The following is a 25,285-nucleotide window of genomic DNA, read 5'->3' as shown; positions in this document are numbered from 1 at the left end:
GGAGCTCCTGTTCAAGGAGTAGCGGTTACACCAGTTCCACGCGGACGGGATCGCCGTCGCGGAGGGTGGACAGGAGGCGGGGGTCGCCGTCGAACGAGCCGAGCACGTTGCACGGGCTCGCCAGGCGGCTCTCGCCTTCGCGCGAGATGGGCGTCGGGCCGTAGGGGAGCGCGAGCGAGTCGCCCTCGGTCCAGAACGCGACCGTGCCCGGTTCGACGACCTGCCGGGCGTCGTGCTCCAGCGCCACGGAGAGGCCGGTGTCGAAGTAGACCTCCTCGCCCCAGGTGTTCGCCGAGGCGGAGATGGGGAGGGCGTCGGCCAGGGCCTTACTGGTCGGTGTCTCGTCGAGGGTTGCGGTGAGCTGGCCGGCGGGCCAGGAGATTCGAATCTGCATGAGCCGCATTCAACAATCTGTTGAAGAAGTTGGCTAGGGGGACCCCCGCCCAAAAGATCCAAACAGCCGTGCGCCATAATGCTTGTGAATGTGAACGCGTTCACAAGCGTGTCAGTTTCGTCCCGGATTGAGTGGGACGCAAACAGGCAAACTGCGGCTCTGACCACGGCGACCCGAAGGAGACGACGACGTGGACCAAGCTCTGGCGCCAGAAACTCTGGCGCGATGGCAGTTCGGTATTACCACCGTCTATCACTTCCTCTTCGTCCCCCTGACGATCTCGCTCGCCGCGCTCGTTGCGATCTTGCAGACCGCATGGGTGAGGACCGAGAAGGAGAAGTACCTCAAGGCCACGAAGTTCTGGGGCAAGCTCTTCCTGATCAATATCGCGATGGGTGTCGTCACCGGCATCGTCCAGGAGTTCCAGTTCGGCATGAACTGGTCCGACTACTCGCGATTCGTCGGTGACATCTTCGGGGCGCCCCTCGCGTTCGAGGCGCTCATCGCCTTCTTCTTCGAATCCACCTTCATCGGGCTGTGGATCTTCGGCTGGGACAAGCTGCCGAAGAAGATCCACCTGGCCTGCATCTGGATGGTCTCGATCGGAACCATCCTCTCCGCGTACTTCATCCTCGCGGCGAACTCCTGGATGCAGCACCCGGTCGGGTATCGCATCAACAAGGAGACGGGACGCGCCGAGCTGACCGACTTCTGGCACGTGCTCACCCAGAACACCGCCCTCGCCCAGGTGTTCCACACCCTGACCGCGGCTCTGCTGACCGGTGGCGCGTTCATGGTCGGCATCGCCGCCTACCACCTGCTGCGCAAGAACCACATCCCGGTGATGCGCACCTCGCTGCGGCTGGGCCTGATCGCCGTGGTCATCGGCGGCCTGCTCACCGCGATCAGCGGAGACACTCTCGCCAAGATCATGTACAAGCAGCAGCCGATGAAGATGGCCGCCGCCGAGGCGCTGTGGGACGGGGAGGAGGGCGCGCCCTTCTCGGTCTTCGCCTACGGCGACGTGGACAAGGGCCACAACAAGGTCGCCATAGAGGTGCCCGGCCTGCTGTCCTTCCTGGCCGACAACACCTTCGACTCCTACGTCCCCGGCATCAACGACGTCAACAGGTTCGAGCAGGAGACGTTCGGGCCCGGGGACTACCGGCCGGCGATCCCCGTCTCCTACTGGGGCTTCCGCTGGATGATCGGCTTCGGCATGGCCTCCTTCACCATCGGAGCCATCGGGCTGTGGCTGACACGGCGGAAGTTCCTGCTGCCACCGGCCCTGCGGACCGGTGAGGACGAGCGGCCGCATCTGGTCCTGTTCCGGTCGGCCCTGAGCCCCCGGCTGACCCGCCTGTACTGGCTCACCGCGATCTGGACGCTCGGCTTCCCGCTGATCGCCAACTCGTGGGGCTGGATCTTCACAGAGATGGGCCGCCAGCCGTGGGTCGTCTACGGAGTCCTGCGAACCCGGGACGCGGTCTCGCCGAGTGTCTCGCAGGGCGAGGTGCTCACCTCGATGCTCGTCTTCACCGCGCTCTACGCCGTGCTCGCCGTGATCGAGGTCAGGCTCCTGACCAAGTACGTCAAGGCCGGCCCGCCCGAGCTCACCGAGGCCGACCTCAACCCGCCCACCAAGATCGGCGGGGACGACAATCACTCCGACCGGCCGATGGCCTTCTCGTACTGAGGCTGAGGAGACCACACCATGCAACTTCACGACGTCTGGTTCGTGCTCATCGCCGTCCTGTGGACCGGCTACTTCTTCCTCGAAGGCTTCGATTTCGGAGTCGGCGTCCTGACCAAGCTGCTCGCCCGCGATCGCACCGAGAAGCGGGTCCTGATCAATACGATCGGGCCCGTGTGGGACGGCAACGAGGTCTGGCTGCTCACGGCGGGCGGTGCGACCTTCGCCGCCTTCCCCGAGTGGTACGCCACCCTCTTCTCCGGCTTCTACCTGCCGCTGCTGCTCATCCTGGTCTGCCTCATCATCCGCGGTGTCGCCTTCGAGTACCGGCACAAGCGGCCCGAGGACAAGTGGCAGACCAACTGGGAACACGCGATCTTCTGGACCTCGCTGATCCCCGCGTTCATGTGGGGCGTGGCATTCGCCAACATCACGCGCGGCGTGAAGATCGACGAGAACAAGGAGTACGTCGGCACTCTCCTCGACCTGCTCAACGTCTACTCGATCCTGGGCGGCCTGGTCACCCTCACCCTGTTCACCTTCCACGGCGCGGTCTTCACCTCGCTCAAGACGGTCGGTGACATCCGCGACCGCTCGCGCGCACTGGCGACCCGGCTGGGTGTGGTCACCGCCGTGCTGGCGCTCGTCTTCCTGAGCTGGACCCAGGTATCCCGCGGTGACCTCTGGAGCCTGATCGCCATGGCGGTCGCGGTGCTGGCGCTAGTCGGAGCCCTCGGGTTCAACCTGGCGGGCCGTGAGGGCTGGTCGTTCGCCCTGTCCGGAGTCACCATCGCAGCCGCGGTCGCGATGCTGTTCCTGACGCTCTTCCCGAACGTGATGCCGTCGTCGCTGAACGACGCCTGGAACCTCACGGTCACCAACGCCTCGTCCAGCCCGTACACCCTGAAGATCATGACCTGGTGCGCGGCGGTGGCGACCCCGGTCGTCCTGCTCTACCAGGCCTGGACGTACTGGGTGTTCCGTAAGCGGATCGGGACGCAGCACATCGCTGATGCGCACTGATTCCGTCTGAGGCTCTGCCCCGCTCACCTGTCTGACCCTGCCTTGGGGGATGTTTCACGTGAAACCGATCGACCCGCGCCTGCTTCGGTACGCCCGATCCACCCGCCTCTTCCTGGCGGCAGTGGTAGCCCTCGGGCTTGCCGGGGCAGGGCTGGTCGTCGGTCAGGCGATGCTCATCGCCGAGATCGTGGTCGGCGCCTTCGAGGAGGGCCTGGACGGGGCAGCGCTCCGGACACCGCTGCTGTTGCTTGCCCTGGTGGCGGTGGGGCGCGGTCTGGTGGCGTGGACGACCGAGCTGGCCGCGCACCGGGCCGGCGCGGCGGTCAAGTCGGAGCTGCGAGGCCGGCTGCTCGACCGGGCCGCGGACTTGGGGCCCGGCTGGCTGAGCGGCCAGCGGACTGGATCCCTGGTGGCGCTGGCCACCCGGGGGGTGGACGCGCTCGACGACTACTTCTCCCGCTACCTGCCCCAGTTGGGGCTGGCGGTGGTCGTGCCGGTGGCGGTGCTGGCCCGGATCGTCACCGAGGACTGGGTGTCGGCGGCCATCATCGTGGTCACGCTGCCGCTGATTCCGCTGTTCATGGTGCTGATCGGGATGGCCACCCAGTCCCGGATGGACCGCCAGTGGCGGCTGCTGTCCCGGCTGTCGGGGCACTTCCTGGATGTGGTGGCCGGACTGCCGACACTGAAGGTGTTCGGGCGGGCCAAGGCGCAGGCCGAGTCGATCCGCAAGATCACCGATGACTACCGGCAGGCCACGATGCGGACGCTGCGCATCGCGTTCCTGTCGTCCTTCGCACTGGAACTGCTGGCGACGCTGTCGGTGGCGCTGGTGGCCGTGACCATCGGCATGCGGCTCGTCCACGGGGAACTGGACCTCTACACCGGACTGGTCATCCTGATTCTGGCGCCCGAGGCGTACCTGCCGCTGCGGCAGGTCGGGGCGCAGTACCACGCGGCGGCGGAAGGGCTGGCGGCCGCGGAGGAGATCTTCGCGGTACTGGAGACTCCGCTTGCCCAGGGGGGCGGTTCCGCCGTCCTGCCGGCCTGGGCGCCCCTGCGGATCGACATCGGCGGGGTTGCCGTGCGGTACGAGGGCCGGGGCGGGGATTCCCCCGGACCGGTGTCGCTGACGGTCGAACCCGGGGAGTGCGTGGCGCTCACCGGGCCGAGCGGGGTGGGCAAGTCCACGCTGCTTCAGGTGCTGCTGGGGTTTGTGACACCGACCGCGGGGCGGGTGCGGATCGGGGGTGTGGACCTGGCCGAGCTGTCGCTGGAGCGGTGGCGGGAGCGGATCGCGTGGGTGCCGCAGCGGCCGCACGTGTTCGCGGGGACGATCGCCGGGAATGTCCGGCTGGCCAGGCCCGAGGCGTCGGACGGCGAGGTTGCCGCCGCGTTGCGGGACGCCGGGGCCTGGGAGTTCGTGGCCGCGCTTCCCCGGGGCGTTGACACGCTGCTGGGCGAGGGCGGGGTCGGGCTGTCCGCCGGGCAGCGGCAGCGGCTGGCCCTGGCGCGGGCGTTCCTGGCGGACCGGCCGGTGCTGTTGCTGGACGAGCCGACGGCGGCGTTGGACGGGGAGACCGAGGCGGGCGTCGTGGACGCGGTCCGGCGGCTTGCCGTCGGGCGGACCGTACTGCTGGTCGTGCATCGGCCGGCGTTGCTCGCTGTCGCGGACCGGGTGGTGGCCGTGGGGGCGGACCCTGCGGGGCTTTCCCCCACCCTGCCCCTCCCCGAAACCGGGGCTGCGCCCCGGACCCCCTCCGGCTCCGCCCCGGACCCCGCGCCTCACACATCGGCGAGGCTGGGCACGGGCTCCGGCGATCCCGGGGAGTGGATTCTCGGAACCGCGCCGGAGAAGGCCGACGGGGCTGCCCGGACCGACGCGGGTACGGGGGACCCGCTTCGGCGGGTGCGGGCTGTGGCCAGGGCCTGGCAGGGGCGGTTCCGGTGGGGACTGTTGCTCGGGGCATTGGCCGTGGGGTGCAGTGTCGGGCTGATGGCCGTGTCCGGGTGGCTGATCTCGCGGGCCTCCGAGCAGCCGCCGGTGCTCTATCTGATGATGGCCGTCACCGCCACCAGGACCTTCGGGATCGGGCGGGCCGTCTTCCGGTACGCCGAGCGGCTCGTGTCGCACGACGCCGTGTTGCGGATGCTCGCCGAAGTGCGGGTCTCCGTGTTCCGGCGGCTGGAGCGGATCGCCCCGGCCGGGCTGCGCCACCAGCGGCGCGGCGATCTGCTGGCCCGGCTGGTGGCCGATGCCGACGCCCTCCAGGACTACTGGCTGCGCTGGTTGCTGCCGGTCGGTACGGCGCTGCTCGTCGGATCCGGCTCGGTCGCCTTCACCGCCTGGCTGCTGCCCGAGGCCGGGGCCACCCTCGCCGTCGGGCTGCTCGCCGCCGGTGTGGGGGTGCCGCTGGTCAGCGGGGCCTGCGCCCGCCGCGCGGAGCGCCGACTGGCCCCTGCCCGGGGTGAGCTCGCCACGCGGGTGGCCGATCTGCTGACCGGGACCGCCGAACTGGCCGTCGCCGGTGCGCTGGGCGGCCGGAAGGCCTCCGCTAAGGAGAGCGACCGGACCCTGACCGCCATCGCCGCGCGCGGCGCCGCCGCCACCGGGCTCGGCAGCGGACTCGCCGCCCTGGTGTGCGGACTGACCGTCGTGGTCGCCGCGGCCCCGGGGGCGAGCGCCGTGGCCGGCGGCCGGCTGGCCGGGGTGGCCATGGCGGTGGTGGTGCTGACCCCGCTCGCCGCCTTCGAGGCGGTCAACGGGCTCCCGCTGGCGGTCCAGTACCGCCAGCGGGTGCGCCGCAGCGCCGAGCGGATCTACGAGGTCATCGACGCGCCGGTACCCGTCGCCGAGCCGGAGCACGCGAGCGGGGTCCCAGGCTCGCCCTTCCCGCTGCGGCTGACCGGCCTCGCCGCCCGTCATCCCGGTCAGGAGGACGACGCGCTGCACGGGCTGGACCTGACCCTGGAGGCCGGCCGGCGCATCGCCGTCGTCGGGCCCTCGGGCTCCGGCAAGACCACGCTGGCGCAGGTCCTGCTGCGGTTCCTGGACCAGCGCGAGGGCTCGTACACCCTGGGCGGGACCGACGCGCGCAGCCTCGACAGCGACGGCGTACGCCGCTTCGTGGGCCTGTGTGCCCAAGACGCGCACATCTTCGACAGCTCGGTACGGGAGAACCTGCGCCTCGCCCGGACCGGGGCGAGCGAGGAACAGCTGCGGGACGCACTGGCCGCGGCCCGGCTGCTGGAGTGGGCCGACAGCCTGCCCGACGGGCTGGACACCCTGGTCGGCGAGCACGGTGAGCGGATCTCCGGAGGGCAGCGCCAGCGCCTGGCCCTGGCCCGGGCGCTGCTCGCCGACTTCCCCGTCCTCGTCCTGGACGAGCCGGCCGAGCACCTGGACCTGGCCACCGCGGACGCCCTGACCGCCGACCTGCTGGCCGCCACAGAGGGCCGTACCACTGTGCTGATCACGCACCGGCTGGCCGGTCTGGAGGGGGTGGACGAGGTGCTGGTGCTGGATCGCGGAGTGGTCGTACAGCGCGGTGCCTACGAGGAGCTGGCCGTTGTGGAGGGCCCGCTGAGGCGGCTGCTGGAGCGCGAACGCGAGGCGGACGGCACATTGGCTGACTTTCGGCACTAGCTAGGGGGTCTCCGGCCCCTTGGCGCTACTGCGCCTGCGCGGCCCGTTCGGCGAGGATGCGTTCGATGACGAGGGCGACGCCGTCCTCGTTGTTGGCGACCGTACGGCCGGAGGCGGCAGCGATCACATCCGGGTGGGCGTTGCCCATCGCATACGAGGTGCCCGCCCAGCTGAGCATCTCCACGTCGTTCGGCATGTCCCCGAAGGCGACGACCTCGGCCGGGGAGATACCGCGCTCGGCGCAGCACAGCGCCAGGGTGCTGGCCTTGGACACCCCGAGCCCACTGATCTCCAGCAGGGCGGTCGGGCTGGACCGGGTGATGGAGGCGTACCCGCCTGCGGCGGAGCGGGCCAGCGCGAGGAACTCGTCCGGGGACAGCTCGGCGTGGTGCGCGAGCAGCTTGAGCACCGGTGCGGAGCTGCCCGCGGGCTCCTCGTGCAGCAGCTTCTCGACGGTGGCGACCGTGGCGCCCGGATCCAGGAAGAAGGGCGGGTACTCCGGCTCATAGTTGATCCCGGTGGTCCGCTCGACGGCGAAGGACGTTCCGGGGGCGGCGGCCCGAAGCGCATCGACGACGGTCAGCGCGGTGTCCCGGGACAGTGCCCTGACCTCCACGAATTCCCGGCCCGCATGCAGATCGACAACCGCGGCGCCGTTCGCGCAGATCGCCAGGCCGTGGCCGTGGACGTGGTCCGCGACCACATCCATCCAGCGGGCGGGGCGGCCTGTGACGAAGAAGACCTCGATCCCGGCCTCCTCCGCGGCGGCGAGCGCGGCGACGGTGCGGGGCGACACGGATTTGTCATCGCGGAGCAGGGTGCCGTCGAGGTCGGTGGCGATGAGCCGGGGAGTGGGGGTTGGCCCGTCCGGGCGCTGGGGAGCCGAGGTCACGGCTCCATCTTCGCCCATGGGTCCAATCCGTCCGGACCACAGCCGGGAAGATCAGGCCGACGAGGTCATGTTTCACGTGAAACATGGCCTGAGAGAGGCGTGTTTCACGTGAAACATCGTCGGCCACTGCCCTCTGCGTCTGAGCACTGTGATCCTCCCGGTACGTCCCTGGCACGAGGGCGGCCGCGATCAGTGGCTGCGGGCCGAGCGGCTCGGGTTCCACACCGCCTACACCTACGACCACCTGTCCTGGCGGACCTTCCGCGACGGCCCGTGGTTCGGCGCGCTGCCGACCCTGACCGCCGCGGCCGCCGCCACCGAGCGTCTGCGCCTGGGCACGCTGGTCACCTCAGTTAGCCTCGTTCACCCATCACACGCTGACCTGCGGAAACGCGGCAAGGGCGGAGGAAGGGCCGACGTGGGCGCTCAGATCGGCTCGACGGCGATGCGAGGGTGGCACAGTCGGCGCAGGCCATCGGTGTCGCTCGTGATGACAGTGACGTCACCGTGCTCCAAATGAGCCGTAGCCGCGAGCATCGCGTCGATGGCGTACTTGTGGCCGTGCAGGCCTTCGGCGGCGAGCAGTCTGCTAGCCGCACGTGCGATCTCCTCCGTGACGGGGCGCACCTTGGTCAGGGAAACGGCATGGTCGAACGCCGCCTGCGGCACCTTAGGGTCGCGTGCTTCCAACCAGCGTGGCCGCGCTCGTCACGACGAGCAGGTCCAGGCTGCGGGCGACGTCCAGCCACACGGTCATGTCGCGGTTCCGGCGGGAGAGCTTGGAGAGGGCCTCGCTGTCGAGAACGAGAGTCCCGCTCATGCAGCGTCCGTTGGAGCGGAGTCGCCGTGGTGGGCAGCGTGGTGGGCGCGGATGCGCTCGGCCTTGGCCGACACCTCGGCCGGGTCGACAGGGCCGTGCTCCGCTTCGGCGGAAGCGATGTACTCGACGATGGCTTCGCGCTGGAGCTGCCGCTGTACGGCCTCCTCGATATAGGAGGAGACGCCCTGCTTGCCGGCGCGTGCGCGAATCGCCTCCAAGGTCTCGGCGCGCAGGGAGACGCTGGTGACTCGAGTCTTGCCAGGGCGGGGCGTGTCCATACGGGAAGTGTGCTACATGATGTGTTAACCCGCTGGCGCTCCGAGTGCGAATGCTCGGTCGCCGGTTGAGAGCCGCCCCGAGGGTGGGGTCGAGTTCGGCCCTGAGCGCTTCGAGGACCGCGACAGCCCGCGATGGCCCGCGATGGCCCGCGATGGCCGCGCTCGGACCGTAGGTGAGTGCGGTCGGCTCGGTCAGCCGCCCCGCAAGCCACCGCTCCGGAGGCTGCGGTTCATTCAACGGTGGTCGGGCTTGCGCGGCAGCCGCCGTGCCCTCGTGAACGGTGGCTACCGACGGCCGGCGGCGAGCGCACTCAGGCGGTCGCCGATCACGGAGACGCCAGGGCGGCGCTTGTTCTCGTAGTACCAGGGCTTGCGGCGGCGCAGCAGCGCCTCACCATGCTCGCTCCAGGTGAATCCTGGCTTCCGCAGCAGCTTCCGGAACACCACGTCGGCTGTCTCCGGGTGGGCGGTGGCCAGTCGGCGGATCGGTAGTGGCTCGATCGACTCCTCGCGCAAGTACGTGCGCAACAGGTCCTGGTGCTGCCCGCGACCCGCGAGGGCCGGGTCCGCGAAGAGGTCCCGCAGCATCCCGTAGTCCGCGTAGAAGTTGAGCCCGTCGACCTGATCGTAGATGACGCCGATGGTGTCCGAGTCCGCCAGTTCTCGCGGCAGTTCGAAGAAGGGCAGGTCCAGGCCGGGGAGCCGTCGGCCCCGGGCACGGCCGGGATGTGCGGCGACGGCGGCCTCCTGGCGGTGGCGGTAGTAGGCGTTGAAGAGGTCTTCGGCTTCGGCGGGGGGAAGGACCAGTTCGTCGCCGCCGCAGAACTCGACGAACGCGGCCCGGTCCTCCCGCATCCGCTGCCATCCCTGCTCGATCTTCTCGGGGTTGCGGAAGACGAGTTCGGGTTGGCTGGTGGCCAGTTCGAGCGCCGCCCGGGCGATCTCGGTGGCGCTGGACCTGGGGTAGCTCGACATCGCCCCGGATACCAGCCACGCCCCGCCGGCCGAGTGAACGGGTACCAGGCAGGTGTGAAGGAACCCTCCCTTGGACACTCCACGGAACGCCGCCCGCCCGACATTCGAGTACGTGCGGTACTCCAGGTCGTCGACCAGGTTCAGCAGAACGACGGCATCACCTTCCTTGCGCTGGATCTCGAAGATGCCCTCGACCGGGTCACGCCAGCCGAGCAGCATCTCCCGGTCGACCGCGGTCAAGTCCCTCCGTCCAGCGACGAACCGGTCCACCACGGTCGAACCGTCCGGCAGGCGGTACCGCAAGGTGAAGCGATCGACGATCCGGATCGCCGCGCCCTCGTCCAACTGCCGCTCAGGCCCTGCGGCCTCCAGCAGGAGGGGCGTCAACCACCGGTCGAAGCGGGCGCTCTGCGCGAAGGCGACCAGCTGCCCTTTCAACTCGGCACTGCGCTCGATGAGGTCGGTCAGCGACGGCCCTCCGGCGCCCTGATGCGTGCCCTGTGCGGCGTTAGCCACGTTCAGCCTTTCCCTACAAGCCGGCTCCGTGTGAAGTGTGAGGTGCCCGGCCTCAACCGGCCCAGTGACGGTATGCCTCGATCCACTCCGCGCCCTCAGGGGCCGGGGTGGGCAACGGCAGCTCCAGGAGTCCGATCGACTGCCGGATGCCGCCGCGAGAGCACACGGCGACGATCCGGCCGTCCAGCGTGAGGTCGATGCCGCGCACGGTTACCTCGATGCCGAGAACCGCGGTGCTGAAGGGCACGTCGAGGTACTCCTCGAGCATGGTGAACAGACCGGTCAGCTGCTCGTCCTCGTTGTAGGCGTCGACAGTCGCCTCTTCGATCATGGCCTCGAGTTCGGCCTTACCCAGCGTGCGCATGGGGCCACGGTAGCGGCCTCCATCGCGACGCCGGCGTGGCTTCCTGAATCTGTTCGCCGGCACATCCGTGGCAGCGGGAAGCCCGCGTATCGTCTGAGGCATGCGTCTGAGCACGGTGATCCTCCCCATCCACCGGTGGGGCGAAGGACAGAAGATCTGGCGGCGGGCCGAAGAACTCGGATTCCACGCCGCGTACACGTACGACCACCTGTCGTGGCGGTCGTTCCGGGACGGGCCGTGGTTCGGCGCGATCCCCACGCTCACCGCCGCGGCGACGGTGACACAGCGTATGCGTTTGGGCACCCTCGTGACTTCGCCGAACTTCCGGCACCCGGTGACCCTCGCCAAGGAGCTCATCACCTTGGACGACATCTCCGGCGGGCGCATCACCCTCGGCATCGGCGCGGGCGGCAACGGCTTCGACGCGACCACTCTGGGCCAGGAGCCGTGGACCCCGCGCGAGCGCGCCGACCGCTTCGCCGAGTTCGTGCCGCTGCTGGACCGGCTGCTGACCGAAGGCGCCGTGAGCCACTACGGCACGTTCTACTCCGCCGAGGAGGCCCGCAACATCCCCGGCTGCGCGCAGCAGCCGCGGCTGCCGTTCGCGGTCGCCGCGACCGGGCCGCGCGGGCTCAAGCTCGCTGCCCGGCACGGCCAGGCCTGGGTGACGACCGGGGATCCGAAGCTGTTCGAGGAGGGCACGCCCGAGCAGTCGCTGGAGGCCCTGCGCGGCCAGCTCGGCCGGCTTGAGAAGGCGTTCGTGGAGATCGGACGGGATATCGAGCCCATGGAGAAGATCATGCTGACCGGCTTCACGCCGGAGCGCAACACGCTGCTGGAGTCCGTGGACGCGTTCGTCGACTTCGCGGGGCGGCACCGCGAGCTCGGCTTCACCGAGCTTGTGATCCACGCGCCCGTCCCGGACTCCGACTTCGCCGCCGACGAGACCGTTTTCGAGAAGATCGCCACCGAGGCGCTCGCCCAGCTGGGCTGACCCCCACCGCCGCACGGCGGCGGGGGAAGCCGCGTCAGGCGGTCAGGTTCTCGATGATCCGCTCCGCGCGGGGCAGCACCCAGTCCGGAACGGCATCCTCGGGCCACGCCCGGATCTCATCGACCAGCGCCGAGATCCGGGCGGCGCCCACCTCGGCGCGGCCCAGCTCCTGCTCGGTCCAGGCGGCGTTGTTCAGGCACTGGAACCGGTCCTGCAGATGCGCCGGGCCGAGGTCGGCGTAGACACCGGCTGCCCGGTCCCACAGCAGGACCTCCTCCAGCCGAAGCGCCTCGATCTCCGCCTCGCTCAGCGACTCGGCGGGGCCGGAGCCACCGCCGGCGGCCACGCCCCCGTCCTCGTCCCCGTTCCCGTCCTCGTCCTCGTCCTCGTCTCCGTCTCCGTCGCTGCCGTCCTCGTAGGCAGCCTGCTCGTGTACGTTGACCCGCCGGTCGAGTACCTGGGCCAGTTGGTGCCAGGTCTGGGCGAGCTCGGACCGCAGCTCCGGGGCTTCCGGGGTCCCCGCCAGCGCAGCCTCCAGTACCGCGGTCGCTTCGTCCATCAGGGCCCGCGCCCGTGCCACCGTGGCGTTGGTGACTTCCTCACGCAGTGCCAGCCAGGCCAGGGAGCGCAGGATCCGTGCCTCGGAGACCGGCGCGTCCCCCGTTACCCGGTGCAGCTCCAGGGACCGCTCGTACGCCGCGACGGCTTCCTGCGTCAGCCTCGCCTCGGACAGCTGGTCCGCGGCCGACTGCGCGAAGCTCGCCTGCGGACGCGGATCCTCCCATCCCTTCACCGCCTCCGCCGCCAGCAGATACTGCTCCGCGGCCGCACGCGGTTCGTTCAGCTCCCGCAGCAGATCACCGAGGAACTCCCGGACGGACACGGCCTGCTGCTCGCCGTGTTCCAGCAGATCGGACAGCGTCGACTGGATCACCTCCGCAGCGTCGGCGTTCCGGCTCAGCCGCGCGTACGCCCGCGCCAACAGCAGCCGGGCCTGCGACCCGCTGTCGGTGGTGAGACCGGCCTGGTCGAACCAGTGCGCCGCCGTCAGCGCGTGCTGGGCCGCTTCCTCCGCCGCCTCGGCCGCCGCCTCCCCCGCAGCTCCCGCCCGCCGCAGCAGGATGTCCGCCAGGGTGAGCCGTACGACGCCCTGCTGCTCGGCGTCCGTCACCTCCGCGGCATGCTCCAGCCCGGAACGCGCCGCCTCCTCCGCCTCCTCGGGGCGGCCCAGCGACAGCAGCACACCGGCCCGCAGCACCAGCGGATCCACCGCCTGCCACGGCCGGCCCGCCGCGACACCCCGCGCGGCCGCCGATGCCAGCAGCGGCGTGGCCCGCTCGGGGTCGCCCTGCGACAGGGCCACGCGGCCCAGCATTTCCTCGGCCTCCGCCACCAGGTCCGGCAACGTCTCCCCGTACGCGGAGACGAAGGCGGTGAGGTCGGCCGACAGTTCCCCGTGCCCGTGGCCCCGCTCGTGGTCGTCGGCGTGGCCGTGCCCATGGCCGTGCCCGTCGCCGCATTCGGGCTCGCGTACGGCCTCGACCGAGCGGAGGTACGATTCCAGGCGGATCGCGGACAGTTCCGCGAGGGCGATCCGGCGGGTCCGCAGCGGTTCTCCCGCGTCCAGCGCCTCGGCGGCCCGCAAGGCCACCCCCAGCAACTCCCGGATCTCCCCCGGCTCGGCCCCGGACTGCGCGGCCGCGCTCGCCAGCCGCAGCTCCGCCAGCGCGGCGCGTTCGGCCTGCCCCAGCGCCTGGTAGTCGTCGCGGGCCGCCGCCAGCAGCTCCGCCGCGTCCGCGGCCCCGCCCCGCGCGGCCGCCAGGGCCCGGTGGTCCGCCACATCGGCGGACACCAGCGGGTCCACCTCACCCTCCGGGCGCGCCTCCACCCGTACGGCCACCTCAGCCCAGAGCGCGTCCGCGCCCGGATGCCCCAGGTCACGCGCCGCCCGGGCCCGCTCCACCAGCTCGGCGAAGTCCGCCCCGGCCGGCGCGGCCACGGGCGCGGCCACGGGCGCGGCCGGAGCCGCCATCGGCAGGGCCGTACTGCGCACCCCCAACGGCAGCACATCGGCCAGCGGCGCTTGACCGATCCGGTCGAGGAGCCGGTCCGAGACCCGGGTGGTGCCGTTGCGGGCATCGAAGCGCCGGGCGATGTCGAGCGCGCCCGCGCGCAGCACCTCGTACAGCTCCGACACGGTGCGCGCGATGCCCTCGTAGGGGACGGCGGGGCTCTGCCCGTGGCCCAGCTCCTTGAGCCGGCGCAGCAGTACGAGGATCCCGCCGTGGAACGCCAGCTGGTCGTCGACATTGGCGAGCGGGCCCACATGGGCGGCATGCTCGGCCAGGATCTCCAGTCCGCGCGGCTCGTTGCCGGTGAGCGCGCAGAACTCGATGTGCTTGCCGATCGAGGGCAGCAGGCTCTCCTTGCCCCGGGCCAGGCGGTAGCCGCGCAGGTGCTGTGTACGGGCCTCGTCGAGGCGGCCGAGCCGCAGCAGTGGCAGCAGCGCGATGGCCAGCACCCGGTGGGGCTCCTCGGCGCAGGTCTTGTCGCCCGCCAGCACCGGCTGCCACACCTCCAGAGCCCGTGCGTCGTCGCCGCGCAGCATCGCGTAGTGGCCCTGGCCGTTGAGCTCGCAGGCGTGGCAGTCGCTCATGTCGTCGCGGTCGGCGGCCTGCCACCGCGCGTACGCCCGCTCGGCCCGCTCGTCGTCGCCGATCGAGTCGGCGAACCACAGCTCGGACTCGCGCACGGGCCGCTCGCTGTACCCCGCGATCCGGTAGCGGCGCTCCATCTCCTCCAGCCAGCCGGTGGCGGACTCCAGCGGGACCTCGGGGGACTTGTTGATGGCCGTGGCCACCCCTTGAACTGCCAGAACAGCGAATGGGCATCCCACTTGGAGAAGGCGCCGGGATCCTTGTCGTACTCCTGGAGCAGCCGGGCGAAGGGCACCAGCATCTTCGTGGACTCGGCGCTGTACAGGTAGGCGTTGATCAGGTTGTCCAGTGCCGCGCGGAACAGCTCGCGGTCGCCGCTCGCCTCGGCGGCCGCGGACAGTGCCTCCGCGTGGGCGTTGCGGGCGGTCCCGCCCGGCGACTGGCGGTTCTCGGCCAGGCCCCGCTGGATCTCCTCGCGCGTCAGCGTCGTCACTTCTGGTCCTCCTGGGTGTCGGCGGGGTGGGTCGCCCATTCCAGGAGACCGAGGAAAGCCCGGTTGAGCAGGGTGGAGTCGGCGGGGCGCAGCGGCCGCTGGGACATCAGCAGCGCCTGCCCGTACAGCGATTCGACGGCGGTGCCGGTGAGGGTCTCGTCGGGCAGCGTCGCGATCCGCCGGATCAGCGGGTTGTTGTGGTTGAGGACCAGCCGGGCCCGGGGCGCCGAGCCGCGCAGGGCGCCGAGGATGCCGCTCCACAGGGAGTCGGCGCTCTCCAGCGCGGCGCTCCGGTCGCGCTCCTGCCGGGCCTGGCGGTCGTCCAGGTAGAGCGCCGGGACCGAGACGGGCTGGAAGGCGCGCAGCACCACATCGCAGCCCTGGGGCTCCAGGCGGGTGCGAGCGGTGGACAGGAAGGCGGCGAGGGCCAGTTCGGCGGAGCTCGGGACGGGGTCGAGCCGTTCGGTGACGGCCCCGGCGTCCAGCTCGGCGACCTTGAGGTCCGGCCGTACCGTGGGCAGCAGGGCGAGCAGGTCGGCGTCGTAGGTGTAGCCGGCGTTGATGACGCCGAGGCCGTGGGCCGCCGCGATCGGGGCGATCTGGCGGAACTCCTCGACGGTGCGGGTGAAGTGGATCTCGGTGTGGGCGGCCGCGAACTCCTCCAGGCTCATCGAGCCGTCGCTGGTCTCGAACGGCAGCCACGGCAGCATCAGGCCGAGCAGCTCGGCGTCGTGCCGGGCCAGCGACTTCACGCCGAGGTGGTGGACGCTCAGGAAGGCGTCCAGGCGCTCCGGTTCGCTCGCGGCCAGCTCGGTGAGCCAGCTCCGGACGCGGGCGCCCAGGGCCTCCCGTACGGCGGCCAGGGTCTCGTCGTCGTACAGGTTCTCGCGGGAGGCGGTGGGCCGCAGGGTGTCGGTGTCGAGGACGGCACGGACGAAGAACGCCCAGTCGGGCAGCAGGTTGTCGGCCTGGTCGGTCAGCAGCATGCCCTTGAGGTGGACGCGGTGTCCGGCCCGGTGGGCGGGGCTGGTCGGCTCGGGCAGGACGTACGCCACTCCGCGTACCCCGGCGACCGGCAGGTCGAGGTCGATGCTGTCGAGCGGGGTGAAGCCGAAGAGCTGCGCGCAGTGCCCGGCGAGCGCGACGCGGCGGGCGGCCGGGTTGGGGTAGGGGCGGTCCCATACGGCGGGCCGGTCGGTGACGGGGCGCGGGGCGCCGCCTTCGCCGTCGTCGAAGGTGATGTCGTACGGGAGCAGGGAGCCGTAGTCGCGGGCCAGCTGCTCGACCTTGGCCGGGACGGTCCACTCCTCGGCGCCCGGACGGGCTTCCAGGAAGACGGTGGTGCCGGGCTCGGGGCGGGCTTCGTGGGGCAGTTCGCGGACGGTGTAGGAGCCGTCGTCCGTGGCCAGCCATTCGACGGGCGCGGCCTGCGGATCGCGGGCAGAGCGGGTGATCACCCGGATCTGGCGGGCCACGACGAAGCAGGCGAGCAGGCCGATGCCGAACTGCCCGAGGAATTCCTGGCGGGTGGTCTCAAGCCCGCGTACTTCCATGTCACGGTCGCCGCCGCGCTTGGAGCTACGGCCGATGGTGGCGAGGAGGGAGTGGGCCTCGGCGGCGGTCAGGCCGATGCCGGAGTCCTCGATGGAGACCCGGCCGCCGGAGGCCGACAGGCGGATGCGGATCTGCGCGCCGGGCTCGTGCGCGTGCCGGGCGGTGACGGCGTCGACGGCGTTCTGCAGCAGCTCGCGGACGTAGACACGCGGGCTGGAGTAGAGGTGGTGGGAGAGCAGGTCCACCAGGCCGCGCAGATCGACCTGGAAGCTGTTGGTCTCGGATGTCCCGGCCGGGGAAGTCTCGGCCGGGGATGTGTCCGGGGATGTGTTCGGGGATGTGTTCGGGGACGGGTTCGGTGACGGGTTCGGGGACGGGTTCGGGGACGTGGACGTCATGGGGCGTCACCTCGCGTGCTCGCATGGATTGTTCGGCGATCGCGAGGTACCCCCCTCACGGATCCCGGAGTGAGGAACAGGGTAGGTGGATGATCTGACAATCTTCCCGTGAATTCCTTCGTGCTGGTATGCGCTAGGAGAACCGCAGGAATTGCGGCGGTACGGCATCCACCAGCCACACCCCGTTGGCACTGATCCGGAAGACGTGCCCGGCCGCGCGCATCGCCCCCGAGTCCACGCTGAGCACGACCGGCCGGCCGCGCCGCGCGCCCACCCGGGTCGCGGTCTCCCGGTCGGGGGACAGGTGCACGTGGTGGCGGGCCATCGGGCGCAGCCCCTCGGTGCGGATCGCGTCCAGGGCGGCGGCGACGGTGCCGTGGTACAGGTACGCGGGCGGTTCGGCCTCCGGCAGGCCGAGATCCACCGGGACGGTGTGCCCCTGGCTGGCCCGGATGCGGGTGCCGTCGACGGCGAAGCGCTGCTTGTCGTTGGCCGCCACGACGTGGTCGAGCTCGGCGCGGCTGAAGGGGAACCCGTGGGCGGCGGCCGCGCGCAGCAGGTCGTCGATCTCCACCCAGCCCTGTTGATCGAGCACCAGTCCGATGCGTTCCGGCTGATGCCGCAGGTGTTTCGAGACGTATTTGGACACCTTCACGGTGTGTCTGTCGTCCATGGCCCCAGCGTGCCGGGTCGGACGGGGTTCGGGCAGGGATTTTTCCCCCGTCGCCAAGGAATGGACCCCTCTATCGCACTTCCAAGATACGGAATACATTTTCCACTGAACTGCTGCCCAGGGGGGGAATCCATGACGTTCCACGCATCCTTGCCGCGCCGCGCGGCCGCCGAACTCATCGGCACCGCCGGCCTTCTCGTGGTGGTGATCGGATCCGGAATCCAGGCCGCGGCCCTCAGCCGCGACACCGGAGTCGCCCTCGTCGCCAACTCGCTCGCATCGGCGATCGGCCTCGGGCTGATCATCACCCTCTTCGGGCCCCTGTCCGGGGCCCACCTCAACCCGGTCGTCACCCTCACCTCCTGGTGGGGCCGCCGCTCCGGCGGCGACGGGCTCGGCGGCCGGGAGGCCCTCGTCTACACGGCCGCCCAGACCGCCGGCGCCATCGGCGGCGCCGTCCTCGCCGAGGCCATGTTCGGCCGCACCCCGGGCACCTTCGCCACCCAGGTCCGCGACGGGGGCCACCTGCTCGTCGGCGAGGTCGTCGCCACGGCCGGGCTCGTCCTGGTCATCCAGGGGCTCGGCCGCATCGGCCGCCCGAGGCTGATCCCGGCCGCGGTCGCCGCGTACATCGCCGCCGCGATCTGGTTCACCTCCTCGGGTTCCTTCGCCAACCCGGCCGGCACCATCGGGCGCGCCTTCAGCGACTCCTTCACCGGGATCGCCCCGCAGTCGCTGCCCGGGTTCGTCGCGGCCCAGCTGGTGGGCGGCGCCCTCGGGCTGGTCCTCGCCGGCCTCCTGTACGGCAAGACCGGCAAGCCCGGCAAGCCCGGCAATACCGGCAATACCGGCAAGGGCGCGGCGGCCGCGCACCATGCCGCGACCGTGGCCGAGGCTGAAATCGGCACCGATGCGGTGGCCGAAATACCCCGCACCAAGGAGGCGTACGAGCCCATTGGCTGAGATTTCCCCGGCGTTGCCCACAGGCACCCCCGACTTGTCCACAGCCGTTTGGGCGGGTTTTGACGGCAAACGCATGATCCGCCCTGTGGACTACTGAACGAGCGCTACCGACCGCCCCGGCTCGCCAGATCGTTCATCGTCCGGGCCTGAAGCTCCCGCTCCGTCGCGGCCCGGACGAACTCCGCCACATGGTCGGGGCCTACGAGTTCCTGCACCGCCCGCACCGTCTCGGCCGGCAGCGCCACCGGCGACGGACCGGACGGCTGCGGGGATCCGGCGGCCCCCAGGTGCCGCTGGAGATGCCGGGTCGCGAAAAGCCGCATCGCCCGGGCCAGCTCCGCGTCCACCGTCTGCTGCGCCAGCGGCCGCAGCCTGCGCACCATCGTCGCCGCCTCCGCCGCGTCCGCGTCCGTCGGCGGCACCTGCCCGAGGTAGCGGGCGAAGACGTGCTCGGTGGTGAACTCCAGGAACCGCGAGGCGATGTGCTCCACCTGCCCGCGCAGCTCCCGCAGATGTCCCGTGATCGCCGACAGCGGCACCCCGGCGGCGTACAGCTCGGCCGCCACCGCCAGTTCCTGCGGGGAGGGCACCAGGAAATCGTCCGGGCGCCCCGGGATCCGCTCCAGCACTCCCAGTTCGCACGCCTCGCCCACCGCGTCGTCGTCAGGCTTTCCGCCGAACCGTTCGTTGAGCTCGGCCCGGCTGATCCGGGCCGCCTCCTCGTCGGTCCACGGTCCGTGCACCTCGGCGACCAGTCCCAGTACGCCGCCCAGCCCGCGCCCGGCGTCCCAGGCCTCCAGCAATTCTTTGATGGAGGCCAGGGTGTAGCCCCGGTCCAGCAGGTCCGCGATCTGGCGCAGCCGCGCGAGATGCGTGTCCCGGTAGACGTTGGAACGGCCCCGCCGCTCCGGCTTCGGCAGCAGACCGCGGTCCTGGTACGCCCGGATCGTGCGCACCGTCGCCCCGCTGTGGTGGGCCAGATCCTCGATCCGGTACTCGGCTACCGCCTGATCGGACAATCCCGGCTCCCTACGACATGGCGGCTCGGCCGACCGCGCCCGCCGCGGCCCGGGCGGCAGGTGAAGCCGCCAGGAACTCGAGCGCCGTGCGCAGCGAGCCCTCCTGCGAGGGATGGTACGACCGCGGGAAGTAGCGGGGTATGGCCGTGCCGAGCTCTCTCCGCGCGGGCGGCAGCCCCTCGGAGGCCACCCGGCGCGGGCTGATCGCGTACGAGGTCCCGCGCGGGCCGCGCCCGCCCGCCCCGCCCGCCCCGGCCGCCACCGCCGCCGGATCCGCCGCCCCGCCCGCCTCCGCCGCCCCGCTCACAGCTTGGGCTCCAGCTTCGCGAACCGCCGCAAGGTGCCCGGCGCGAAGCGGGACATCCACAGCGCGCCCTTGGACTCGGGCGTCACCGGCACCACGGCCTGGTTCTTCACCACGGCCAGCAGGATCGCGTCGGCGACCTTCTCCGGCGGGAAGTTGCGCAGCCCGTACAGCCGCGAGGAGCGCTCCTGGCGGCGCTTCTCCTCGGCCTCGTCCACCCCGGCGAACCGGGACGTGGCGGTGATGTTGGTGTTGACGATGCCGGGGCAGATCGCGGAGACCCCGATCGACTTCGACGCGAGCTCGGCGCGCAGGCACTCCGACAGCATCAGCACCGCGGCCTTGGAGGTGCTGTAGGCGGGCAGGGTCTTCGAGGGCAGGTAGGCCGCGGCGGAGGCGGTGTTGACGATGTGCCCGCCCTGGCCGCGCTCGGCCATCTGCTTCCCGAAGATTCGGCAGCCGTGGATGACGCCCCACAGATTGACGTCGAGGACCTTCTTCCAGTCCTCGGATGTGGTCTCCAGGAACGGCCCCGACAGCCCGATTCCGGCGTTGTTGACCAGGACGTCCACGATCCCGTACTCGGTGGCGACCTTCGCCGCGAGCTTCTCCATCGCCTGCTCGTCGCTGACGTCGACGCACTCGCCCCACGCCTCGGAGGCCCCGATGAGGCGGGCCATGTCGGCGGTGCGCGCCGCGCCTTCGGCGTCCCGGTCCACGCACACCACCCGGGCCCCGGCCTCGGCGAAGGCGAACGCGGTGGCCCGCCCGATGCCGCTGGCGGCGCCGGTGACCAGCACCAGCTGGCCGCCGAACCGGTCGGCGTACTTCCCCGGGGCCCTCTGCTCGGGCGCCCGGATGGCGGGCTCCTCCCGGGCCGTGACGAACTCGGCGATCCACGCGGCCAGCTGGTCGGGCCGGGTCCGGGGCACCCAGTGCTTGGCCGGCAGGGTGCGGCGTACCAGATCCGGAGCCCACAGCTCCAGCTCGTCGTAGAGCCGCTCGGACAGGAAGGCGTCCCCGGTCGGGGTGATCAGCTGGACGGGTGCGTGCGCGTACGCGTCGGCGCGCGGCCGGCGCAACCGGGACCGTACGTTGTCGCGGTAGAGCCAGGCCCCGTGCGCGGCGTCCGAAGGCAGCGAGGCCGTCGGGTAGGAGCCGGCCGGGATCTTCTCCAGGCGCTGGAGGATCTTGGGCCACCGCTTGCCGAGCGGACCTCGCCAGGCGAGCTCCGGCAGCACGGGCGTGTGCAGCATGTAGACGTACCAGGACTTCGCGCCCTGGTTCAGCAGCTGCGCGGCCCGGCGCGGGGTGGGCCGCGCCATCCGCTTCTTGATCCAGTGCCCGAAGTGGTCGAGGGAGGGCCCCGACATGGAGGTGAAGGACGCGATCCGGCCCTCCGTACGGGCGACCGTCGCGAACTCCCAGCCCTGTACCGAGCCCCAGTCGTGGCCGACCAGGTGTACCGGCCGGTCCGGGCTGACCGCGTCCGCCACGGCCAGGAAGTCATCGGTCAGCTTCTCCAGGGTGAACCCGCCCCGCAGCGGCACCGGAGCCGTGGAGCGCCCGTGGCCGCGTACGTCGTACAGCACCACATGGAAGCGCGTCGCCAGCCGCTCGGCGACCTCCGACCAGACCTCCTTGCTGTCCGGGTAGCCGTGCACCAGCAGCACGGTCGGGCGGTCCGCCTCGCCGAGCTCGACGACGCACAGCTCGATCCCGCCGGTGCTCACCCAGCGCTCGCGCGCCCCCGCGAGTCCCGCCAGTCCTGTCGCGCCCATCCCGCTCATGCCGCCTTCTCCTCAGCCCAGCGCCGCACGTGCGGCAGATCGTCGTCCAGCCAGAACGCGCTCTCCTCGGGGTCCCGGGAGTCGGTGACGACCAGGATCTCCTCGAACTTCGCGCCGGTGCCCCGGAAGCCCAGATGCGGCTCCACCGCCCACAGGCCGGGCTGCGGCGGGTGGTCGGAGAAGTGGTACGGGCTCCACAGCGGGGACCAGCCCTCACGGTGCCCGTGCAGGGCGTCGCTCGCCAGCCCCTTTAGCGACTGGGTGCCGAAGCCGAACGCGGTCGGTGACCAGCGCCGCTCCTTGACCCGGTCTATCTTGTGCGCGATGACGCCGAAGGGGTAGGCGCGGTGCCGGTTCGCGTAGCCCTGCCGGGTCATCAGCCGCTCGACGTTCTCGTAGATCTCGCGCAGCGGGCGGCGCTCGCGCACCTGCTCCAGGATCAGCTCGCGGTGGGGCCGCAGATCCGACATCAGCCGGTCCTGCACCGGGTTCAGGCCGAGGCTGCCCGAGTATCCGATGTCGGCCGCGTACCCCTTGTAGACCGGGGCCATGTCGAGGATGAACGGCATCCCCGGCTCCAGCTTCCGGTTGGTCGGGAAGAACTGCAGGGGGATCTTGAAGTTCGCGAACGCGGTGCGGTCCCCGAACCACGCGAAGGGGAGGTGGAACCAGTCCCGCACCCCGCGCTCCCGCAGCCATTCGCGCTGCATCCGCGCGGCCTCGCGCTCGGTCACACCGGGCCGCAGCTGTGCCGCGACGGCCTCCGCGCACTCGTAGGAGAGGCGCTGGACCTCCCTGAACCCGCGCAGGTCGGCGGAGAGGTGCGGGGGGTGTTGAGCGGTGCGTTGCTTGGTGTCCCCAGTCATGCCAGCCGTCCGTCCCTATAGCCGTACGCGCCCGTAACTTGACACTGATGAATGTGACAATGACTGGAGATCACGTCAAGGCCCGTGCACGACCTGTGGACAAAGTTGTCCGGTCCGCATCAGCCTTCCGGCAGGGTCCGTAGTCCTGAAGGCGGAGAAAGGATCCCGCTCCAGGTCTGACGATCCGCGCGGCCGGCGCCACTAACGTCGAAGCCGTGACTGTCATCGCGACCGAAAGCCTGAGCAAGCGGTACCCCCGAGTGACCGCCCTCGACCGGCTCTCCATGGACATCGGGCCCGGCGTTACCGGGCTCGTGGGCGCCAACGGAGCCGGCAAGTCCACGCTGATCAAGATCCTGCTTGGACTGTCCCCCGCCACCGAGGGCCGCGCCGCCGTGCTCGGACTGGACGTCGCCACCCATGGCAGCGCCATCCGTGAACGCGTCGGCTACATGCCCGAGCACGACTGCCTGCCACCCGACGTCTCGGCCACCGAGTTCGTCGTACACATGGCGCGCATGTCCGGCCTCCCGCCGACCGCCGCCCGCGAGCGGACCGCCGACACCCTGCGCCACGTGGGCCTGTACGAGGAGCGCTACCGCCCCATCGGCGGCTACTCCACCGGCATGAAGCAGCGCGTCAAGCTGGCCCAGGCCCTCGTACACGACCCCCAGCTGGTGCTCCTCGACGAGCCCACCAACGGCCTCGACCCCGTCGGCCGCGACGAGATGCTCGGCCTGATCCGCCGCGTCTACACCGACTTCGGGATCTCGGTCCTGGTCACCTCCCACCTCCTCGGAGAGCTGGAGCGGACCTGCGACCACGTCGTGGTCGTCGACGGCGGCAAGCTGCTGCGCTCCAGCTCCACCAGCGATTTCACGCAGACCACCACGACCCTCGCGGTCGAGGTCACCGACTCCGACGTCCACCCGGACGGCACCGCCGCCCTGCGCAAGGCACTCACCGAGACGGGGATCACCCTGCACGCGGGCGAGGAGCAGGGCCTGCCCGGAGCCGGCCACATCCTCCTGGTCGAAGCCACCGGAGACGAGACGTACGACCGGATCCGCGACACCGTCGCAGACCTCGGCCTCGGCCTGGTCCGCATGGAGCAGCGCCGCCACCACATCGCGGAGGTCTTCCGCGACAACGACCAGCAGAAGGGAGCCGGTTCCGATGGCGCCTGACACCTCGACCCAGATCCACAACATCGGCTACCGGTCCTACGAAGGCACCCGGCTCGGCCGCGCCTACGCCCGCAAGTCGCTGTTCTCGCAGTCCCTGCGCGGCGCCTACGGACTCGGCCGCTCCGCCAAGTCCAAGGTCCTCCCGATGATCCTCTTCGCGGTGATGTGCGTCCCCGCGCTGATCCTCGTCGCGGTCGCCATCGCGGTTCCCGGCTCCACCGACCTGCCGATCAAGTACACGACGTACGCCCTGACCACCCAGGTGGTCATCGGCCTCTACCTCGCGTCCCAGGCGCCCCAGTCGGTCTCCCGCGACCTGCGCTTCAAGACCGTGCCGCTCTACTTCTCGCGGCCCATCGAGCGCGTCGACTACGTGGTGGCCAAGTACGCGGCGATGGCCTCGGCCCTGTTCATCCTCACCGCCACCCCGCTGCTGATCATGTACATCGGCTCGCTGCTGGCGAAGTTCGACTTCAGCGACCAGACCAAGGGATTCGGGCAGGGACTGGTGTCAGTACTGCTGCTGTCGCTGCTCTTCGCCGGCCTCGGCCTGGTCATGGCCGCGCTCACCCCGCGCCGCGGATTCGGCGTCGCCGCCGTCATCGCGCTGCTGCTCATCCCCTACGGTGCCGTCTCCACCGTGCAGGCCGTGGCCTACTCCACCGGCTCCACCGGAGCCATCGAGTGGATGGGCCTGTTCTCCCCCGTCAGCCTGATCGACGGCTTCCAGGCCTCCTTCCTCGGCGGTTCCTCCGGCTTCCCCGGCCAGGAGGGCCCCTCGGCCGCTGTCGGCTTCGTCTACCTGCTCGTCATCCTCGGCCTCATCGCCGGCTCCTACGCCGCCCTGATGGCCCGCTACCGGAAGGCCGGGCTGTGACCATCATCGACATCGACCACACCTCCCGCTGGTTCGGGAACGTCGTCGCCGTCAACGACGTGACCATGCGCATCGGCCCCGGCGTCACCGGACTGCTGGGCCCCAACGGCGCGGGCAAGTCCACCCTCATCAACATGATGGGCGGCTTCCTCGCCCCGTCCACGGGCACCGTCACCCTCGACGGCACGCCGATCTGGCGCAACAAGCAGGTCTACAAGCAGATCGGCGTCGTGCCCGAGCGCGAGGCCATGTACGACTTCCTCACCGGCCGCGAGTTCGTCGTCGCCAACGCCGAACTCCACGGGCTCGACGACGCGGACGCCCAGCGGGCGCTCGCCACCGTCGAGATGGAGTACGCCCAGGACCGCAAGATCTCCACGTACTCCAAGGGCATGCGCCAGCGCGTGAAGATGGCCTCCGCCCTCGTCCACGACCCGTCCGTACTGCTCCTCGACGAGCCGTTCAACGGCATGGACCCGCGCCAGCGCATGCAGCTCATGGACCTGCTGCGGCGGATGGGCGACGAAGGCCGCACCGTCCTGTTCTCCTCCCACATCCTGGAGGAGGTCGAGCAGCTCGCCTCCCACATCGAGGTGGTGGTCGCCGGCCGGCACGCCGCCTCCGGCGACTTCCGCAAGATCCGCCGTCTGATGACGGACCGCCCACACCGCTATCTCGTCCGCACCTCCGACGACCGGGCCCTTGCCGCGGCCCTGATCGCCGACCCGTCCACCGCCGGCATCGAGGTCGACCTCAAGGAAGGCGCCCTGCGCATCCAGGCCGTCGACTTCGGGCGCTTCACCGAGCTGCTGCCGCGGGTCGCCCGTGCGCACGGCATCCGGCTGATGACGGTCTCGCCCTCCGACGAGTCCCTCGAGTCGGTCTTCTCCTACCTCGTCGCGGCCTGAA

Annotated in this window: 19 protein-coding genes and 3 pseudogenes; 9 read left to right on the top strand and 13 right to left on the bottom strand. The window is 70.9% G+C overall.

The window, feature by feature from the left end; all coding sequences use genetic code 11:
- Positions 1 to 25 precede the first annotated feature (25 nt).
- Positions 26 to 394, bottom strand: coding sequence for a cyclophilin-like fold protein (locus J7I97_RS02820; RefSeq protein WP_251049407.1), 369 nt, complete (start codon positions 392 to 394; stop codon positions 26 to 28).
- A 190-nt stretch (positions 395 to 584) separates the two neighbouring features.
- Between J7I97_RS02820 and J7I97_RS02815 the strand changes: the two genes are divergently transcribed.
- From J7I97_RS02815 to cydD, 3 genes are read left to right on the top strand one after another with little or no spacing between them, the layout of a single operon-like run.
- On the top strand, positions 585 to 2,090 hold the full coding sequence (locus J7I97_RS02815) for a cytochrome ubiquinol oxidase subunit I (protein ID WP_214930736.1): 1,506 nt from the start codon (positions 585 to 587) through the stop codon (positions 2,088 to 2,090).
- Positions 2,091 to 2,108: 18 nt separating this feature from the next.
- The gene (gene cydB, locus J7I97_RS02810; protein ID WP_214930734.1) at positions 2,109 to 3,110 is read left to right on the top strand and encodes a cytochrome d ubiquinol oxidase subunit II; all 1,002 of its coding nucleotides are present in this window, start codon (positions 2,109 to 2,111) and stop codon (positions 3,108 to 3,110) included.
- Between the two features lie 58 nt (positions 3,111 to 3,168).
- Positions 3,169 to 6,756 (top strand): thiol reductant ABC exporter subunit CydD, encoded by a 3,588-nt coding sequence (gene cydD, locus J7I97_RS02805; protein WP_214930733.1) that lies wholly within the window; start codon positions 3,169 to 3,171, stop codon positions 6,754 to 6,756.
- Positions 6,757 to 6,781: 25 nt separating this feature from the next.
- Here the strand turns inward: cydD and J7I97_RS02800 are convergent, their stop codons facing one another.
- Complete coding sequence (locus J7I97_RS02800; RefSeq protein ID WP_214930731.1) at positions 6,782 to 7,666, bottom strand: Cof-type HAD-IIB family hydrolase; 885 nt, start codon at positions 7,664 to 7,666, stop codon at positions 6,782 to 6,784.
- Positions 7,667 to 7,763: 97 nt separating this feature from the next.
- Here J7I97_RS02800 and J7I97_RS40150 point away from each other — a divergent pair.
- Positions 7,764 to 8,010, top strand: a pseudogene (locus J7I97_RS40150) (LLM class flavin-dependent oxidoreductase); the annotation flags it as partial.
- 64 nt (positions 8,011 to 8,074) lie between these two features.
- Here J7I97_RS40150 and J7I97_RS02790 read toward each other — a convergent pair.
- The 4 genes and pseudogenes from J7I97_RS02790 to J7I97_RS02775 all read right to left on the bottom strand — a co-directional run bounded on the left by J7I97_RS02790 (position 8,075) and on the right by J7I97_RS02775 (position 10,601).
- Positions 8,075 to 8,468: pseudogene (locus J7I97_RS02790) on the bottom strand (PIN domain-containing protein).
- Complete coding sequence (locus J7I97_RS02785; RefSeq protein ID WP_214930730.1) at positions 8,465 to 8,746, bottom strand: hypothetical protein; 282 nt, start codon at positions 8,744 to 8,746, stop codon at positions 8,465 to 8,467. Before J7I97_RS02785 ends, J7I97_RS02790 begins: the two are co-directional and overlap by 4 nt.
- 285 nt (positions 8,747 to 9,031) lie before the next feature.
- Complete coding sequence (locus J7I97_RS02780; RefSeq protein WP_214930729.1) at positions 9,032 to 10,237, bottom strand: hypothetical protein; 1,206 nt, start codon at positions 10,235 to 10,237, stop codon at positions 9,032 to 9,034.
- A 52-nt stretch (positions 10,238 to 10,289) separates the two neighbouring features.
- Positions 10,290 to 10,601: a calcium-binding protein gene (locus tag J7I97_RS02775; protein ID WP_214930728.1), complete on the bottom strand. Its 312-nt coding sequence runs from the start codon at positions 10,599 to 10,601 to the stop codon at positions 10,290 to 10,292.
- 100 nt (positions 10,602 to 10,701) lie between these two features.
- Here J7I97_RS02775 and J7I97_RS02770 point away from each other — a divergent pair, with 100 nt between their 5' ends.
- Entirely contained in the window at positions 10,702 to 11,595 is an 894-nt protein-coding gene (locus tag J7I97_RS02770) for an LLM class flavin-dependent oxidoreductase (RefSeq protein ID WP_214930727.1), read from the top strand.
- Between the two features lie 34 nt (positions 11,596 to 11,629).
- Here the strand turns inward: J7I97_RS02770 and J7I97_RS02765 are convergent, their stop codons facing one another.
- The 3 genes from J7I97_RS02765 to J7I97_RS02755 all read right to left on the bottom strand — a co-directional run bounded on the left by J7I97_RS02765 (position 11,630) and on the right by J7I97_RS02755 (position 17,370).
- A complete protein-coding gene (locus tag J7I97_RS02765) occupies positions 11,630 to 14,455 on the bottom strand; it encodes a tetratricopeptide repeat protein (RefSeq protein WP_214930723.1) in 2,826 nt (941 codons plus the stop codon).
- A 286-nt stretch (positions 14,456 to 14,741) separates the two neighbouring features.
- On the bottom strand, positions 14,742 to 16,697 hold the full coding sequence (locus J7I97_RS02760; protein ID WP_214930721.1) for an HSP90 family protein: 1,956 nt from the start codon (positions 16,695 to 16,697) through the stop codon (positions 14,742 to 14,744).
- A 133-nt stretch (positions 16,698 to 16,830) separates the two neighbouring features.
- On the bottom strand, positions 16,831 to 17,370 hold the full coding sequence (locus J7I97_RS02755) for an RNA 2'-phosphotransferase (protein WP_214930719.1): 540 nt from the start codon (positions 17,368 to 17,370) through the stop codon (positions 16,831 to 16,833).
- Positions 17,371 to 17,502: 132 nt separating this feature from the next.
- On the opposite strand from J7I97_RS02755, the gene J7I97_RS02750 reads away from it, so the two are divergent.
- On the top strand, positions 17,503 to 18,333 hold the full coding sequence (locus tag J7I97_RS02750; RefSeq protein ID WP_214930718.1) for an aquaporin: 831 nt from the start codon (positions 17,503 to 17,505) through the stop codon (positions 18,331 to 18,333).
- A 104-nt stretch (positions 18,334 to 18,437) separates the two neighbouring features.
- Here J7I97_RS02750 and J7I97_RS02745 read toward each other — a convergent pair whose 3' ends face one another.
- The 4 genes and pseudogenes from J7I97_RS02745 to J7I97_RS02730 all read right to left on the bottom strand — a co-directional run bounded on the left by J7I97_RS02745 (position 18,438) and on the right by J7I97_RS02730 (position 22,312).
- The gene (locus J7I97_RS02745) at positions 18,438 to 19,352 is read right to left on the bottom strand and encodes a MerR family transcriptional regulator (protein WP_214930717.1); all 915 of its coding nucleotides are present in this window, start codon (positions 19,350 to 19,352) and stop codon (positions 18,438 to 18,440) included.
- A 10-nt stretch (positions 19,353 to 19,362) separates the two neighbouring features.
- Positions 19,363 to 19,533, bottom strand: a pseudogene (locus J7I97_RS02740) (metal-dependent hydrolase); the annotation flags it as partial.
- A 122-nt stretch (positions 19,534 to 19,655) separates the two neighbouring features.
- Positions 19,656 to 21,437: an SDR family oxidoreductase gene (locus J7I97_RS02735; RefSeq protein ID WP_214930816.1), complete on the bottom strand. Its 1,782-nt coding sequence runs from the start codon at positions 21,435 to 21,437 to the stop codon at positions 19,656 to 19,658.
- A 5-nt stretch (positions 21,438 to 21,442) separates the two neighbouring features.
- Positions 21,443 to 22,312, bottom strand: a complete 870-nt coding sequence (locus J7I97_RS02730) for a M24 family metallopeptidase (protein WP_214930715.1) — start codon at positions 22,310 to 22,312, stop codon at positions 21,443 to 21,445.
- Between the two features lie 215 nt (positions 22,313 to 22,527).
- Between J7I97_RS02730 and J7I97_RS02725 the strand changes: the two genes are divergently transcribed.
- The 3 genes from J7I97_RS02725 to J7I97_RS02715 are packed head-to-tail and all read left to right on the top strand — an operon-like array spanning position 22,528 to position 25,284.
- Positions 22,528 to 23,499 (top strand): ABC transporter ATP-binding protein, encoded by a 972-nt coding sequence (locus tag J7I97_RS02725; protein ID WP_214930713.1) that lies wholly within the window; start codon positions 22,528 to 22,530, stop codon positions 23,497 to 23,499.
- Positions 23,489 to 24,376 carry an ABC transporter permease subunit gene (locus J7I97_RS02720; protein WP_214930712.1) on the top strand — a complete coding sequence of 296 codons (888 nt, stop codon included), beginning with the start codon at positions 23,489 to 23,491 and terminating at the stop codon, positions 24,374 to 24,376. Before J7I97_RS02725 ends, J7I97_RS02720 begins: the two co-directional genes overlap by 11 nt.
- Entirely contained in the window at positions 24,373 to 25,284 is a 912-nt protein-coding gene (locus J7I97_RS02715) for an ABC transporter ATP-binding protein (RefSeq protein ID WP_214930711.1), read from the top strand. The genes J7I97_RS02720 and J7I97_RS02715 overlap by 4 nt, the downstream gene beginning before the upstream one ends.
- Position 25,285: the final 1 nt, after the last annotated feature.

Source organism: Streptomyces sp. ISL-87 (genome assembly GCF_018614095.1).
GTDB lineage: Bacteria > Actinomycetota > Actinomycetes > Streptomycetales > Streptomycetaceae > Streptomyces.
This window is presented reverse-complemented; position numbering and strand designations above follow the sequence as displayed.